The following is a 13,780-nucleotide window of genomic DNA, read 5'->3' on the forward strand; positions in this document are numbered from 1 at the left end:
TAGCCGGAACTGTTTCTAAACTTTGTCCGTATCAGCTCGCTTGTAGATACATAGGTTGTGGTACATCCAGCTCCAAGGCAGTTGCTTTCGATGGCCCAGAAAATAGCGCTCCAACTGGCCAGTGCTTTTTCGATCGTATTGCCAACCCATACCTTTCATACGATCCACCCAGTAGCGCCGAGGCTGTTCGTTGACGTGAAAATGACCGCCCTGCCCTGGTGGAGCACAGGATAAGATGCAGGTTTTAGCTCCGCGTGTGATGGTATTAAGTGCAACCTGCGCGTGCTCTTCTTCGATGTGCTCAAGAACGTCCACACACAAGGCGAGATCGAATTCCGTGAAGGGGCTGGTCAGGGAAAAGGGCAATCGTAGGTCGGCTAAAAGAAAGGGAAGATTGCCCGGCTGATGACTGATGCAAGCCGGCGCGACATCGATCCCTAAGACTTCGACTTTGCTTTCCATGAATGGTTCAAGGTGTAAGCCTGCTCCGCAACCAAAGTCCACGACCTTGCGAGGCTTTAAAAGGTCTAGAAGAGTCTTTGCGATAACGAGACAAGCCTGACGATACTCCGGGTTGCTTTTTCCGTATTGTGAGAAAAATGCATCGTCGTAAACCTCGTTTGCTTTGTAACCCACGACCGGTTGCGGCGCACTCAATGCTGAGGCATGGTCATTGTCGGAATCGTCGGGCATCTAGACTACGTGGTCTTGCCTTGTAAACTACGGTTTTTAAAAAGCTTTGCCGCCCATTTGATTCGAAAAGCCCTAAAATCCTCGAAGAGGCAGTACAAAGTGGGCACCATGACCAAGGTGAGTATGGTGGCAAAAGCTAAGCCAAAGATGACGGCAACGGCCATGGGTCCCCACCACTGTGAGGTGCTCGAGCCCACAATCAAACGAAAAGCCCGGAAATCGAACGAAATGCCTAGCGCCATCGGAACCAGACCGAGGATGGTCGTTGCTGCAGTTAGCATGACGGGTCGAAAACGAATCAAGCCAGCTTCGAGCAACGACTCTTTGACCTCCATGCCTTCATCTTGAAGCTGCTGAACGTATTCCAGTAATACGATTGCGTTGTTTACGACAACACCGGCTAAGGAAATAACGCCCAGCCCGGTCATGATTACGCCAAAAGGTGTTCCGGTAAGAAGCAGGCCCCAAAGCACGCCGATGAGCGAGAGGACCACTGTAAAGAGAATAATCAACGGTAAGTCAAAACGATTAAACTGACTCACCAATACGAGTAAGATTAAAAATAGGGCTACCAAAAAGGCCGTTGCAAGGAACTCCTGAGACTCGCGTTGCTCGTCGTCAGCGCCGCCAAGACGTAGACTGAGCTTCGATGGTGTCTTGGCTTTGTTCATGGCGTTTTGGACCGCCGCGCGAACTGCGTTTTCGTTGTAACCTTCAGCAACATCGGCCGAGATGGTAACGACACGTTTTTGGTCAACGTGCCGTATTGCGCCGCTTCCTCCTGCTAAGGTGTAGGATGCGACGGCCGAGAGCGGTACGGGGAAGGTTTCAGGGCTCTTGTCTTCACGCCCGGGGATGCGTAGTCCCAAAACGCTCTGTAAATCTCGTCGGTGCTCTGGTGTTACTTCAACCATGATGTCGTATTCATCTTCGCCGTCTCGAAAGACGCTGGCTTTTGTTCCGGCAACGGCTGTGCGGACGGTCGAAGCGATGGCGTTGGTGCTTGCGCCAACTTCTTTGGCAGCACCACGATCAATGCGGAGCCGCATTTCGGGTCGGCCCACTCGATAGTCGTCGGTAATGTCAGTGACTCCCGGAATGTTTTGCATGGTCCGGCGGAATTTTGCGGCAAACTCTCCGAGCTCGTGAAAATCCTCACCACTTACTTCTACAACGACAGGTTTACCAACCGGCGGCCCTTCCCGCTCTTTTTCAATTTTAATTTCAGCGCCTGTGATCATCGAAATCTTATTTCGAAGTCGTTCGATGGTTAGCCCTGTGTTTTCGACTCGGATATGTTGACCTTTGCGAGCCGTGGTGGCGTCAGGTAAGAAATCCAGCGTGATTTTCGCCTCGTATGGCACAGCCTGAGCTCCTGCCAGCGGGTCACCGCCGCCGCTCACTCCTGTTTCGGCGACAAAGATCTCAACGTTCTCTTCTTCAGCCAGTATTTCTTCGACTTGCCGCACGAGCCGGTCGGTTGCCTCGACGTCGGTACCGTCTGGAGCACGGATGGATATGGTTGCGCGGTTTGGTTCGGTTTCGGGAAAAAACTCGGTCCCGTGATTGAATATGCCGTAAATAACAAAGGTCACTATCAGAAGAGCAGTGCCGCACAGCGTAGAGAGCCATCGATGCTCGATCGACCAGAGCAACGCGTTTTTGTATAGCTGCAATGTACGGCTGGGTTTCTTGTTTTCAACGCTTTTCTCACTGCTTGTTCGACGCATGTACCGAGCAGCCACTACCGGCAGAACACCAATTGCAACGGCAAGCGAGCTGATTAGGACGATGATGACCGTTTTGGGTAAAAAGCCCATAAACTGTCCCATGATTCCCTGCCAAAACACGAGTGGGAAAAAGGCCGCTACGGTGGTTGCCGTAGAGGCAGCGACCGCAACAGCGACTTCTTGCGTGCCAATAACAGCTGCATCAAAGCGACTTTTGCCAAGCTCAAGATGACGGTAAATGTTTTCAACTAAAACAATGGCGTTATCAACCAACATGCCAAGCACTAGAATGAGCGAAAACAGAACGACCATGTTTAAGGTCATGCCAAAAGCCCAAATCAAAAGAATGCCCATTAGCATGGATAGCGGAATCGCTAGCGCCACGAGAAAACTGTTGCGCACTCCCATGAAGAAGAACAACACGAGTACGACGAGAAGCAATGCGGTGATGATGCCGTTTTCTAAGTCGGCGACCATGTCTTCAATGTTACGTGACTGATCTGCCAGTGCACGGTAAGAGACTCCTTTGGGCCAGCGTTTTGAATGCTTCTTGGCGAGCACTTTAATTTTATTAACAAGCTCCAAAATGTTGGCACCAGAACGCTTTGTGATTCCAATCGAAACGGCGGTTTGGCCGTTCATGCGTGCGTAGCTCTCGCGATCCTCGAAATCATCAAGAACGCGACCAACGTCGCGCACAAAGACAGCGCGGTCTCCGACTCGTTTAATGGCAACGTCTTCGAGTTCGGATGGGTCTTCAACATCACCCGGCACGCGCAGAAGAACACTCGAGTCGCCCGCGGTAACGTTTCCTCCCGGAATATTGACGTTTTCATCCGAGATCGCTCCGATGACATCGTTTAGTGAAAGTCCGTAGTGAGCCAAGCGAACGGGGTCAATCTGGACGCGTATCTCGCGTTCGCGTCCTCCACTCAGCGTTGCATCAAGTACGCCAGAGATGCGTTTCGCATCGTCTTGAAAATCTTCGGCGATGTTTTTGAGTTGAACTTCATCGACATCGCCAGCAATGGTGATAATCACGATGGGCCAGTCGCTAAAAGAGACTTCGCGAATCTCCGGATCTTCGATATCTTCGGGGAGTTTTGGCTTGGCGCGATCAACACGATCACGGACCCGTTGCAGGGCATCTTCAATGATGACTTCAGGCTCGAATTCGAGACTGATAATGCTTGCCCCTTCGGCCGATGTGGATGAAAGCTTTTTAAGGTCTTTTAGGCCCGCAATTTCATTTTCAATAGGTTGAGTAACTAGTGTTTCGATGTCTTCAGGTGAAACGCCGATGTAGGCTGTTGTTACCATCACGAACGGGATTTCGACATCCGGAGCAGCTTCGCGAGGCAGTGAGACGTAAGCCTTCCATCCAAAAACGGCCACGCATATGACGACAAGAAGAACTGTGGCCCTGCGCTTGATCAGTCCTGCTATCACTTGCTTTCCTCAAAGAAAATTCGTCCAGCTTGGCAACACTTCCCTTTGCGTGCGATGACAATTCGTCGCCCTCTTACCAAATTGCGCTGTCCGGTGGTTGCGATGACCTCGCCTTCTTTTAAGCCCTCGTCTACGACGATTTGATCCCCGATCACGCGGCCTAGCTTAAGAGTGCGCCAATGTGCTTTTCGCCCTTCGATAACAAAAACGCCGTTTTCTTTGAGCCGGGTAACGACAATCCCTTGAGGCAATACAATGCCTTGCTGCGTAACAGAGTCTTTGACAAGAACGTTGGCAATCATACCTGGCAGCAAGTGACGTTCCTTGTTCGCTACGCTTACATCGACTTCAAAGGCGCGGGTTTTGGGGTCCGCTGCCGGACTAATGTGTGCGATTTGTCCTTGAAATACTTGTCCGCTTGCACCGCTTGTGACTTCCACGGCAAGGCCTTGCTTAAGCGCAACCACGTCACGGTCAGGCACAGAAAGCGTCACCTTAACTGGGTCAAGCTGAACAAGACGTACAAGCGGCGCGCCAGGAGAAGCCACCTCGCCTCGTTCAACGTCGATATCGGCGATTGTCCCGGAAAACGGAGCGCGAAGTACCGATCGAGTCGCACGAATTTGTGCGCTCTTGAGACTTGCTTCGACGGCGAGATAACGCGTCTCGGCAGCTTCAAGCTCGGCTCTCGGAATCGTGTCCTTTAGTTGCTTTGAGCGTGTTAAATCGGCTTCGGCTTGATTGTGTTCAGCTTGCACGCGGGCAAGGTCAGCGTAGTAGGTTGAGCTATCGACGCGAACTAAAGGCGTCCCCTGCTTTACTTTGTCCCCTTTGTGGCAGTTGACGGCTTCAATAAACCCTCCAAGGGGTGCCGCTAAAAGTGCTTCGCGGGCCCCCTCCACTTCGCCAGGTAAACGCAGTTCCAAAGAGGTTGCTGAGCTACGTATCTCATTTTTTTGTTTTGTCTTTTTCGTTGGCTGAGTTGCATGCACAGAGCGCAAGGCACAGGCAAATGAGACGCAGGAGGGTGTTCATGCTCGGCTGGATACTCCTAGGAAAAGCAAAAAGCTAGTTTTGCCAAAAGGGTCATGTTTATATACATGAAACATGATACAATTAAGATTTAAGTGTTTTTTAATACTTTTTTTCTTTAACCAAGGCAAGCTCGGAGCCGGAAGATCATGCGCCCTATTTTCGACGCTTTTTACATACGCATCATCCTAGCGATTGGCTTGGCCCAGGATGTCGCGGCTTGTGCTTCGAGCGTTAATAAAAACGATAGCTTTAGACAGATTCAAGAACAAGAAGCGATTGTAGCTGAAGCTCGCAATCGATGTGATAGCGAAAAGGCGTGTCGAGCTGCCAATGCGCTATGTGACATTGCTTCTTCCGTTGATGACGACGATGCTACCACGCGTTGCTCGCAAGCTAAACGAAGCTGTGTTGTGCTGAGACAGCGTAAGACGCATTGTCGTTAAGGTTGAGGCTACTCAGGGCTGTTCGATGGCTTTTCGGACAAAAGCTAAAGGTGCGTTGTCATCAAATTCCATTGCTTTGCCCTTGCGATTGATGCCCATCAACCGAAACCACGAGTTTACCTCTGGAAAATCAACGGAATCAAGGTAGCGAGCGGTCATCCTTCCCCAAAAGGACTGGCCGAAAACATGATCCATACGGGATGCCATTTGCTCCGCAGACCATGCACGTTTGCTTGTGCCGCAACACTTGTAGAGTTCCTGAAGCGCAGAATCGAGGCTTTTGTGATTGTCGCTCGACATCCGTGACATGATGTCAACAGTCATTGCCATTGCTGCTCCTGCCCAATAGACCCGTCGGTATGCGCGTGTGCGGCGTGTCTCTTTGGATTCTTCTCGCAACGTTCTGCCTGTTCCCCCATTTTGACCCGCACGCATGCCGAGATACAGGTTTGACCACGCTTGCTCAGGGCTTTGTAAGCCAGCGCGTAGCCGTAGAACTTCTTGATAATATGTCGCGATGCCTTCGCTGATCCACATGTCGGAGCGCTTAACATAGGGTGTTACAAAGTGACTGAGTTCGTGTGTTGCAACCCAGTCTTTCCTAAGCGCGTCCGGTGTCGCATTTTTCGCAAGGAAAAAGAGCACGGAAGCATTTCCTCCGCGCCCTGCTAGGCCCAACTGAACCGTGTCTCTTGACCAGCCCGAAGACACCAAAAGGACTTGGACGTGTTTTCGGGGAAACTCACCGAACAACGATGCCACGGCGCGTGCACTTGACGTCAACCATGCTTCAATGTTTTGCCAGTCGATTTTCTCCAAGCCGTGTAAGCGTGCAATGCTAAAAGTTGCATCGTTGCTGCTGAAGGTTTTTTTCTCGAATTCACCAAACAGCGCGTAGCTTTCAAAGAGAAAGGCATCCTTCTGCACCATGTAGCCCCGTGAGCCTTTAGGCCAGGGCACTGAAATCTGAGTATTTTTTGGAAGGACAAAGTGAAGCTCAGCGAGGTCGATGTTTTTGCTTGCCGGTGCTTTTAGCCAAAGCGAGGTGGGCAGTAAAAGACTTCGCTTCTGGAAATTCTCAAAAAAAGGGAAATCAAAGCCATGTGAATTAAGCGCCACTTGGTAAGACAGTCGAGCAGTAGGTATCGCGACGTTGTGGGCGTTGACCTCTATGGTTTTAAAGTCGTCGGTGAGTGTGATTTGGTAAATCCAGTGCCGTGGGCTTGCTTTTTTTTGTTGAAACTGCGGGCTTGACGCGCAACTGAGCAACGCGAATAAGCCAAGGCAGCATAGGACGCGCTTGGTCCTATGCGCATCAAGCGGTCGCCATGGAAAGCGAATGCTAATCATTGCTTTTGGATTTACGGGAGCGCGACAAGCTACTGTGGCCGCTTCCGATAAAACCAAGATCCAAAAGCAAAGCGATAGCAACTAGCAGCCAACCAAAGGATTGACCGAGCCTGCAGCGCCGACCGAATTGTTTGCATAGGCAAAAGTGATCGTTGTAAGCGGAAGGAATAAAAAGCCCAGCACAATCCATAGGCCGCTTTGAAGGGCTCGGATTAGGTAGTTGCCCCAAAAACCAAAGAATAAACAAGGCCACTCGAGGAGCCGCCAGGGCGATGCACCCAATAAAACATGGCATGGTTTAAAACATAAGGCATAAAGCCTAGCTAAAGGCAAGGCATTTTAACGAGGCGGTGATGCTTCTAAAGCTTGGTTTAGAGCTGAGGCCGCCAGACCGCTGCGCTTTGGACGTACAACACGTCGACGTAACGGCCGAAAATAGCGTCAGCCCCGAGCTGCACTCGAAGCGTCGGCTCAATATCCCAGCTTAGCGCTCCACCGAAGCCCTGTTCTATCCACGAATCAAAATCGGCGTGGTATTGCGAAAGCGCAGGTCGGTAGTACGCCGATATATCCATGTCGCCTTGCAATGCAGTGCTTCCCAGGCCAACGCGCAGTGCATAGCTATCGAAAACATCGCTTGTGTTTGCGGTCAATGAGAGATCCGCGCGTCCTGTCTGAAAAAGCGAGAGTGCACGCAAGGCGAAAAATCCGCCCAAGTAGCCACTGTCTGTGTATTGCGTGGGGGCGATGTAACTGCCTCCTGCGTCAATGGCCCATTTATCAAAAAGAAGACCTGTGTCTGCGCCTACGGTGTAGCGCGCATCGGAGTTGCTGAGGCAGTCGATGGTGGTGGTTGTGTTTTGTGGATTGTCGGTGCAAAGCCAATTGTCCGGCAGAAAAGAAGCGAGCCAGCGTGATCGTTCTGGGCGGCGCATGTCAAAGCGAGCACCGCCATGCCATGGGCCGATGCGCGTTGCAATGTCCATCCCTCCAGCGGAGATTTGAAACTGAGAGGCATTCCAAGGATTGTCTTTGTCAAAGACGGACAGCTCCAGATTGCTACTGATTCGAGTTGATCCGGGATAAATAGCCGCAAAGGTACTAAGCCTTCGTTCATCCATGGAGCCATCGTAGATGGAGCCGTGGCCAACAATGTCCAGCGTGGGTCGCAAGTCGCTTTCATCGTCGCGATAAGAGCCCTGGACGCCAAAACGAGAGGCTGCAAAAGCAGGCGTTCCGTCGATGGGATCGGGAACAAATCCGCCAAAGGCTCCCACGTTGAAGCCTTTTGTCGCAGCGGCTTGCACGCGTACACCATCGAGCATGCCCAGCGTAGAGGCTGCATAACGCAAGCGTCCTAGTGAGGCGTAGGTTGCGGATGGGTTGCCATAAGCCATCTCGAGTTGCCGTACCCGAAGCAAGGGTCGTGATCCGGATGTGTTGCCGAGATTTCTGCCGTACCAAATTTGCAGGGCCGCATCGGTGTCAATGCTCATTGGGCTGGAGGATAGCGGCTCAGCGTGCAGTTTTCCTCGGATTTCACTCCTGCCGTAAGCACCTGTGCCGCCCGACAGCGGAACGATTCCACCTGTGGACGTCGATAGCTGTAGTTTCATTCGGCTGTTTTCTTCAAGACCTTGATCAATCGGAACGTAGCGTGGGCTTTGAGTTGTTGCGGGACGGACAGGCGCTGGCCACTGACCGCGATAGTTTGCGAGTTTTTGCGTGGCGCGCAAAGGACCTTCCGTTTTTTCGTTCACTGTTCGGACACGAACGCGTCCCTTAGCGCCTAAAGAGAGAGAATCTTTTTCAAGGGCCAATGTAGCGCTTGATGACGTTACTGCTGTGACGCGATAGGTTGCGTTGCGAAATCGTACCCGGTTTCCTACGCGTAGACCCGCTTCTCTGCCTGGCGTTATATAAGCGGTTTGCCCCGAGATATCGATCACCTCCACCCGAACCCATGCTCTGCGGGCATGCGCCAAGGATGGTGACGCTAGGGCAAGCGTTAAGGCCAAAGCACTGAGGCTAAGTGGCTTCACCTGGCAATACCTCCGGGATGGCAGTGCAGGCAGTTGGCCGCCTGAGGCGAGGGCAGCTTGCCTTGATGTTGTTGCTTCAAACGCAGAGTGTTGTGTGCATGACAACTGGTGCAACTTACAAGTCTCCGGTTATTTTCTGAGAGGTGGCAGCTTTCACAAGGACTCCCTTGGTGAGCTCCGTACGAGATGGCAAAGCGTATGTCATGACCCTGGGTAGATAATAACATGGCTGCGTTACCAGAAAAGATTGTGGGATCGACCGTGGCCGGGCTCCAGGCGATGGAGCGGTGACAAAGGGAGCAGTTGCGCGGGAACGCTTGTTGCGTGCTTGTTCCAGAGTGCAGCGGGTGGGTGTCAGGGCTGCGATATTCTGTCGCATGGCAAGAAAAACAATCGCTTGGGACAGTGCTAAACTCACGCCCGGTTGTCCGGGTATGGCATTGTGTGCAATCGAGCAGTGCGTGCATGCCGGTTAGCGGCAGCCTTGTGCGTCGATGTACCTCGATAGCGCGAACCTGACTGAAACTAACGGCTGAATGGCAGGAATCGCAGAAGCGGCCCAGTCGGCCTTCATGGTTATCGTGATGACAGCTGTTGCAATCACGTTTGATGTGCTTTCCTGGTTGATGACAGCCTAAGCATGGAACGACTTTATGACGCCCGGTTAAAGGAAAGCCGGTTTTTGCGTGATCGAAGCCGCTTTGCCCGGACGCAACGCCCTTCATGCGCCAACCTGAGGTGCTATGGCATGTGTCGCAGGCAACGGATTCAGTAAAACTTGCTGAACTCTTTTTGTCTTTCTTTTTTGAGGGTGTTGGCTCAGCGCTACCCTTCCCTTGAATCACTCCCAAACCAAGCACCAAGCCCAGCGCGAATACCGTCATGCTGTATGTCATCTTAGAGAGGGTCATTCGTGGGCCTTGTGGGGGTTGGCGTGACAGTCGCCGCATTTGGCATAGCCAAGGCGATACCAAATGACTTCTTCACCGTTGCGTAGCTTGTTTTCGGTATGACAAGCGTCGCATTTGAGAGCCTTGTGTTTGCCGGTAATAGCGTACCTTGTCTTTTTGTTGTGATCGAAATTCTTCATCACGAAATCCTGAGTATCGTGACAGAAAGCACACTCTCTTAGCGGCTCGGAGAGTCTAAACTGGCCTGCATGAATATCCTCGTGGCATCCAGTGCAATCGCGCGGAACACCTCGGTAGCTTGCTCCTTTTCCAGATTTTTGATCCGCTTTGGTGGGGGAATGGCATAGGACGCAAGCTGTCTGAGCATGGGCCCCCGTAAGCGGCCAAATGCTGTGGTCAATTTTTGGCTGATGCCAGCCTTGTGTTGAGTGGCAGTGAGCGCAGCCGCCGTCCGCCATCTCTTTTTCGAATTGGTCCCCATGGGGGTTTTCGTGGCACTCCATGCATTGCTGTTTGGCCAGAACAAAACTGTACCTTGGCCGTTTGCTTTCATGGCAATTGCTGCATGGCACCGCCACGTGCATGCCATCAAGCGCGAAATCTGCCTTTTTGTGTAGTCCAGCATCAAAGTTGCTTGGAGCAAAACCGTTTTCGGTGTGACAGCTTTCGCACAGGCCTTTGTCCCATCGGTAGAAAGCCTTTTTGTGGGGGTCGTCGTGACAATTGTTGCAGTGCTTGTAGCTTAATTTACGGTAACGTTTTTCTGTCGGCAACCGAGGGTTGTGACAGTTCTTGCACGACACAGAACGGTGCTCACCAACCAGCGGGAATACTGTAAGGCCGTGAGCGTCGAGGCCAGTTTTCTCAGGCAGCCCAAGCCATTCAATGGAGGCATGGCACTTTTTGCAATTTCGTCCAAACTTGGCTTCGTGCACCGGCGAATGGCATGACACGCAAGCGCTGCCTTTGCTTGGTTCACGGTCACTTCCTCGGTCGTGGCACTCGGCGCATTTTACGGAAGCGTGTCCGTTTCTGATACTAACACCGGGATGGTTTGCTCGCACCCGATGCAAGTCAGACCAAGCTTGTTCGGTGTGGCATGAAGTGCAACTTTGCCGAAAACGTCCTTTGTGGGGGTCGCTGTGGCAGTCGTTGCAGGCTGAAAACTTAAGCCCTTGATATTTTGCCGGCTGTCCGTGGCATTCCTTGCATTCGACGTCTTGATGTTTTCCGCGTAACGAAAAGCGAGTACGACTGTGATCGAAGTTTTCGACTTTGACGGATGACCACTTTTGTTCATTATGGCAACTTGTGCAGTCCGAGCCAAAGCGGCTCTTGTGAGGATCCTCATGGCAGCTCGTGCAGGTTGTATTCAAACCAAGATAAGTTGTGCTGCCTGCTTTCGTCTTTTTCTTATGGCACTTGCTGCAGTCGAGATCCGCATGGGCTCCGCGAAGTTTCCATCCGGCGTCGTTGTGCTGAAAACGCTTTCTGTTGCCGCCAGGCCACTGAATAAGTTTGGTGGAGCGTCCTAAGTGCTCGACGTGACAACTGCCACAGTCTTTTCCGCGGTATTTTCGACCATGGAGACCCGCGCTCTTGGCGATGCGTTGCCCAAGCTGCACGTGGCAGTCAAGACAAGCGCGCGATGATATACGTTTGCCCGAAGCGTGGCATTGATTGCATTGAGAGTCGCCGTCGAGTTCGTTGTGGTACTTTGAAAGTTTTCCGGGATTGAAAAACTGAGCCTGGGCCACGCTCGGAAGAGCAATAAGCGCAACGAGGGCGACTCGAAAAAAGAGATGAGCCATTAGGACAGAATCCACCTGTAGCCATAGTACCAAGCTACTGCGATATGAATAGCGACGGACAGAATCATCAAGATGGCAAAGAAGCGATGCAGCCCGCGCCAGCCACGCAATACAGCGGTGCCTGCTTCAGAGCGAAGGTCTCCGTTGATCGTATAGGCAAAGCGGCGACATAGTTTTCGCAGATTCTTTCTTTCGGGTTTTGATACCAAATGAGCGGTTCGACCTGGTATTTTTTTTACAATACGTTTTCGGCGTGCTCCCTCCGTAATTAATGCGGGCATATGCAGTAGTGCGCGAACCAAACCGGCGTTTGCGGGTAAGGGGTTTGTGCGTCTGTCGCCAATCGCGCGTTGCACTTCTTCGCTGAGCCCTGGAACATAGCTATCAAGCGTTGCCCAATAGACCGAAATGCGTCGATGGTCGGGTTTGGGAGCGATAGAATAAAGATACCGTCCGATGATGCCTGTTAACACGAGCAGGACAAGGCTTACTGAGGTAATGGTCGCTATGGGGTTGCGTGATTGAAAAGCCGAATGAAAGAGGACAAGTAAGGCTCCCGTAAGACCCGTGACCACGTGAATATTAAGCCACGTCTTAAGTGGCCCTAGCTGCAATCCCGCAAATTTTCGACGTACTAAGTAGAGCAAATTGGTTAGCATGAGGGCGAAGCCGGCGATGCCGTAGCCATGACCAACTAAGCCACCTGGGGAAAGCGAACGGAAATTTGGATGAGATGCACGTTCTTGAACAGGAAGCGAGTAGAAACTCCAGCCGTAATAGTAGAGAGCCGCGGCCAAACAGCCTAGTGCAATCGCGAAGAGTCCTGCGGTCATAGAGCGTCGCCTGGTAATGACGCGGGAGTAGCTGGCGGGCATGTCGTGCTGCATGTGCCCGAAACTATAGCCTTCTAAGTGTTCTTACAAAACGTTTTTCGCCATTTTTTTTCGCTGCGACTACAATGCGTTTTATGGAATCGATACAGATCTATGCGGGCTTGATCCTGGTTGCGGGACTTCTCTATGTGGTGTGGCGTGTTTTCGAGGGTCTTCATGAGCAGAAATCCAGCAAGGCTCTTGCTGCTGCCCATGAGCTGGGAGAGGTCCTTCCACCGAGTATTCATCCGAAAATCAACCCCGATCTGTGTATTGGTTCGGGTGCGTGTATCAAGGCTTGCCCGGAAAAAGGCGTGATTGGCATGGTGGGTGGTCGGGCTAATTTGGTCGGACCTTTGGCCTGCATTGGACATGGCGCTTGCGCTGCGGCCTGCCCTGTTCACGCGATCGAGCTAGTTTTTGGTACTGAAAAAGAGGCCTTGAGCTGCCCAAGGTCGATCCGCACTTCCAAACCAGTCAAGCAGGTGTTTACGTGATTGGTGAACTCGGCGGTATGGGGCTAATTCGAAACGCCATCAGTCAGGGTTCTCAAGCGGCGGATCATATTTTGAAAGGAAATCGCAGAGCATCAAAGCCCGGCGTATACGACGCGATAGTTGTGGGTGCCGGACCAGCAGGAATAAGCGCCACACTCAAGCTTATTGAAGGCGGCGCGAATGTTGTTTTGCTTGAAAAAGAAGCCTATGGCGGGACCATTGCACATTACCCACGCGCCAAAGTTGTTATGGCCGGGGTCTTGGATATTCCTATGTTCGGGAAAGTAAAGCGACGCAAGATGTCCAAAGAGCAGCTTCTTTCGCTTTGGGACGACATCCGGCAGCGTACGAATCTACCGGTTCAGACCGGTGAGCTTGTCGAGGGCCTGGAGCGGCGCTCGGATGGAACGTGGCTTGTAAAAAGCTCGACGCAGGCCTGGCCAGCAGCAAATGTGCTGCTGGCTTTGGGTAGACGCGGTTCACCGCGAAAGCTAGGCGTTGCAGGCGAAGAGCAGCACAAGGTTCACTACCGGTTGCTTGAGCCCAAAGAGTTTAAGCAAAAACATGTGCTGATCGTGGGTGGGGGAAACAGTGCCGTTGAGTCGGCTATTTCGTTAGCCGATGAAGGCAAATGCAAGTCCGTTACCATTAGCTACCGTCGGAGTACCTTTGGACGATGCCGTGCTGAAAATAAAAAGTTGATTACCGAAGCCATCGCCAAAGGCAAAGTTGTGGCCCTGATGCCTAGTAACGTAACGAAGATTGATGAAACAACGGTTACGCTTGATTGTGGTGACAAAGGCAACATTCGCATTGAGAATGACGCCATGATTATCCAGATCGGAGGAACCGCTCCGGCCAGCCTGCTTTCCACTTTCGGCATCGATTTGATTACCAAATATGGTGAGGCATGAAAGCTATCCAAAGCTGTTGTTGTGCTTTGTGTT

The 13,780-nt window shown here is 51.9% G+C and carries 12 protein-coding genes; 3 read left to right on the forward strand and 9 right to left on the reverse strand.

The window, feature by feature from the left end:
* Positions 1-15: 15 nt before the first annotated feature.
* The 3 genes from IPJ88_12600 to IPJ88_12610 are packed head-to-tail and all read right to left on the reverse strand — an operon-like array spanning position 16 to position 4,798.
* On the reverse strand, positions 16-693 hold the full coding sequence (locus IPJ88_12600; protein QQR89049.1) for a class I SAM-dependent methyltransferase: 678 nt from the start codon (positions 691-693) through the stop codon (positions 16-18).
* A 5-nt stretch (positions 694-698) separates the two neighbouring features.
* Positions 699-3,872: an efflux RND transporter permease subunit gene (locus tag IPJ88_12605; protein ID QQR89050.1), complete on the reverse strand. Its 3,174-nt coding sequence runs from the start codon at positions 3,870-3,872 to the stop codon at positions 699-701.
* On the reverse strand, positions 3,869-4,798 hold the full coding sequence (locus IPJ88_12610; protein QQR89051.1) for an efflux RND transporter periplasmic adaptor subunit: 930 nt from the start codon (positions 4,796-4,798) through the stop codon (positions 3,869-3,871). Before IPJ88_12610 ends, IPJ88_12605 begins: the two co-directional genes overlap by 4 nt.
* A gap of 255 nt (positions 4,799-5,053) precedes the next feature.
* Here IPJ88_12610 and IPJ88_12615 point away from each other — a divergent pair, with 255 nt between their 5' ends.
* Entirely contained in the window at positions 5,054-5,350 is a 297-nt protein-coding gene (locus IPJ88_12615) for a hypothetical protein (protein ID QQR89052.1), read from the forward strand.
* A 12-nt stretch (positions 5,351-5,362) separates the two neighbouring features.
* On the opposite strand, the gene IPJ88_12620 is transcribed toward IPJ88_12615, so the two are convergent.
* The 6 genes from IPJ88_12620 to IPJ88_12645 all read right to left on the reverse strand — a co-directional run bounded on the left by IPJ88_12620 (position 5,363) and on the right by IPJ88_12645 (position 12,297).
* A complete protein-coding gene (locus IPJ88_12620) occupies positions 5,363-6,700 on the reverse strand; it encodes a hypothetical protein (protein ID QQR89053.1) in 1,338 nt (445 codons plus the stop codon).
* Positions 6,693-6,995: a hypothetical protein gene (locus tag IPJ88_12625; GenBank protein ID QQR89054.1), complete on the reverse strand. Its 303-nt coding sequence runs from the start codon at positions 6,993-6,995 to the stop codon at positions 6,693-6,695. The genes IPJ88_12620 and IPJ88_12625 overlap by 8 nt, the downstream gene beginning before the upstream one ends.
* A gap of 76 nt (positions 6,996-7,071) precedes the next feature.
* The gene (locus IPJ88_12630) at positions 7,072-8,742 is read right to left on the reverse strand and encodes a hypothetical protein (GenBank protein ID QQR89055.1); all 1,671 of its coding nucleotides are present in this window, start codon (positions 8,740-8,742) and stop codon (positions 7,072-7,074) included.
* A complete protein-coding gene (locus tag IPJ88_12635; GenBank protein ID QQR89056.1) occupies positions 8,739-9,653 on the reverse strand; it encodes a hypothetical protein in 915 nt (304 codons plus the stop codon). The genes IPJ88_12630 and IPJ88_12635 overlap by 4 nt, the downstream gene beginning before the upstream one ends.
* Entirely contained in the window at positions 9,650-11,464 is a 1,815-nt protein-coding gene (locus IPJ88_12640; protein ID QQR89057.1) for a hypothetical protein, read from the reverse strand. The genes IPJ88_12635 and IPJ88_12640 overlap by 4 nt, the downstream gene beginning before the upstream one ends.
* Positions 11,464-12,297, reverse strand: a complete 834-nt coding sequence (locus IPJ88_12645) for a hypothetical protein (GenBank protein QQR89058.1) — start codon at positions 12,295-12,297, stop codon at positions 11,464-11,466. Before IPJ88_12645 ends, IPJ88_12640 begins: the two co-directional genes overlap by 1 nt.
* Positions 12,298-12,431: 134 nt before the next feature.
* Between IPJ88_12645 and IPJ88_12650 the strand changes: the two genes are divergently transcribed.
* Both IPJ88_12650 and IPJ88_12655 read left to right on the forward strand, forming a co-directional pair.
* Positions 12,432-12,833, forward strand: coding sequence for a 4Fe-4S dicluster domain-containing protein (locus IPJ88_12650; protein ID QQR89059.1), 402 nt, complete (start codon positions 12,432-12,434; stop codon positions 12,831-12,833).
* On the forward strand, positions 12,830-13,747 hold the full coding sequence (locus IPJ88_12655; GenBank protein QQR89060.1) for an NAD(P)-binding domain-containing protein: 918 nt from the start codon (positions 12,830-12,832) through the stop codon (positions 13,745-13,747). The genes IPJ88_12650 and IPJ88_12655 overlap by 4 nt, the downstream gene beginning before the upstream one ends.
* The last annotated feature ends 33 nt before the right edge of the window (positions 13,748-13,780 follow it).

It is taken from the genome of Myxococcales bacterium (assembly GCA_016699535.1).
In the GTDB taxonomy this organism is placed as follows: domain Bacteria; phylum Myxococcota_A; class Polyangia; order Polyangiales.

Excerpts from the sequence above, each read along its gene's own strand:
- IPJ88_12600 (QQR89049.1), bottom strand. The coding sequence starts at position 693 with ATGCCCGACGATTCCGACAATGACCATGCCTCAGCATTGAGTGCGCCG.
- IPJ88_12615 (QQR89052.1), top strand. The coding sequence starts at position 5,054 with ATGCGCCCTATTTTCGACGCTTTTTACATACGCATCATCCTAGCGATT.
- IPJ88_12620 (QQR89053.1), bottom strand. The coding sequence starts at position 6,700 with ATGATTAGCATTCGCTTTCCATGGCGACCGCTTGATGCGCATAGGACC.
- IPJ88_12625 (QQR89054.1), bottom strand. The coding sequence starts at position 6,995 with ATGCCATGTTTTATTGGGTGCATCGCCCTGGCGGCTCCTCGAGTGGCC.
- IPJ88_12635 (QQR89056.1), bottom strand. The coding sequence starts at position 9,653 with ATGACCCTCTCTAAGATGACATACAGCATGACGGTATTCGCGCTGGGC.
- IPJ88_12640 (QQR89057.1), bottom strand. The coding sequence starts at position 11,464 with ATGGCTCATCTCTTTTTTCGAGTCGCCCTCGTTGCGCTTATTGCTCTT.
- IPJ88_12645 (QQR89058.1), bottom strand. The coding sequence starts at position 12,297 with ATGACCGCAGGACTCTTCGCGATTGCACTAGGCTGTTTGGCCGCGGCT.
- IPJ88_12650 (QQR89059.1), top strand. The coding sequence starts at position 12,432 with ATGGAATCGATACAGATCTATGCGGGCTTGATCCTGGTTGCGGGACTT.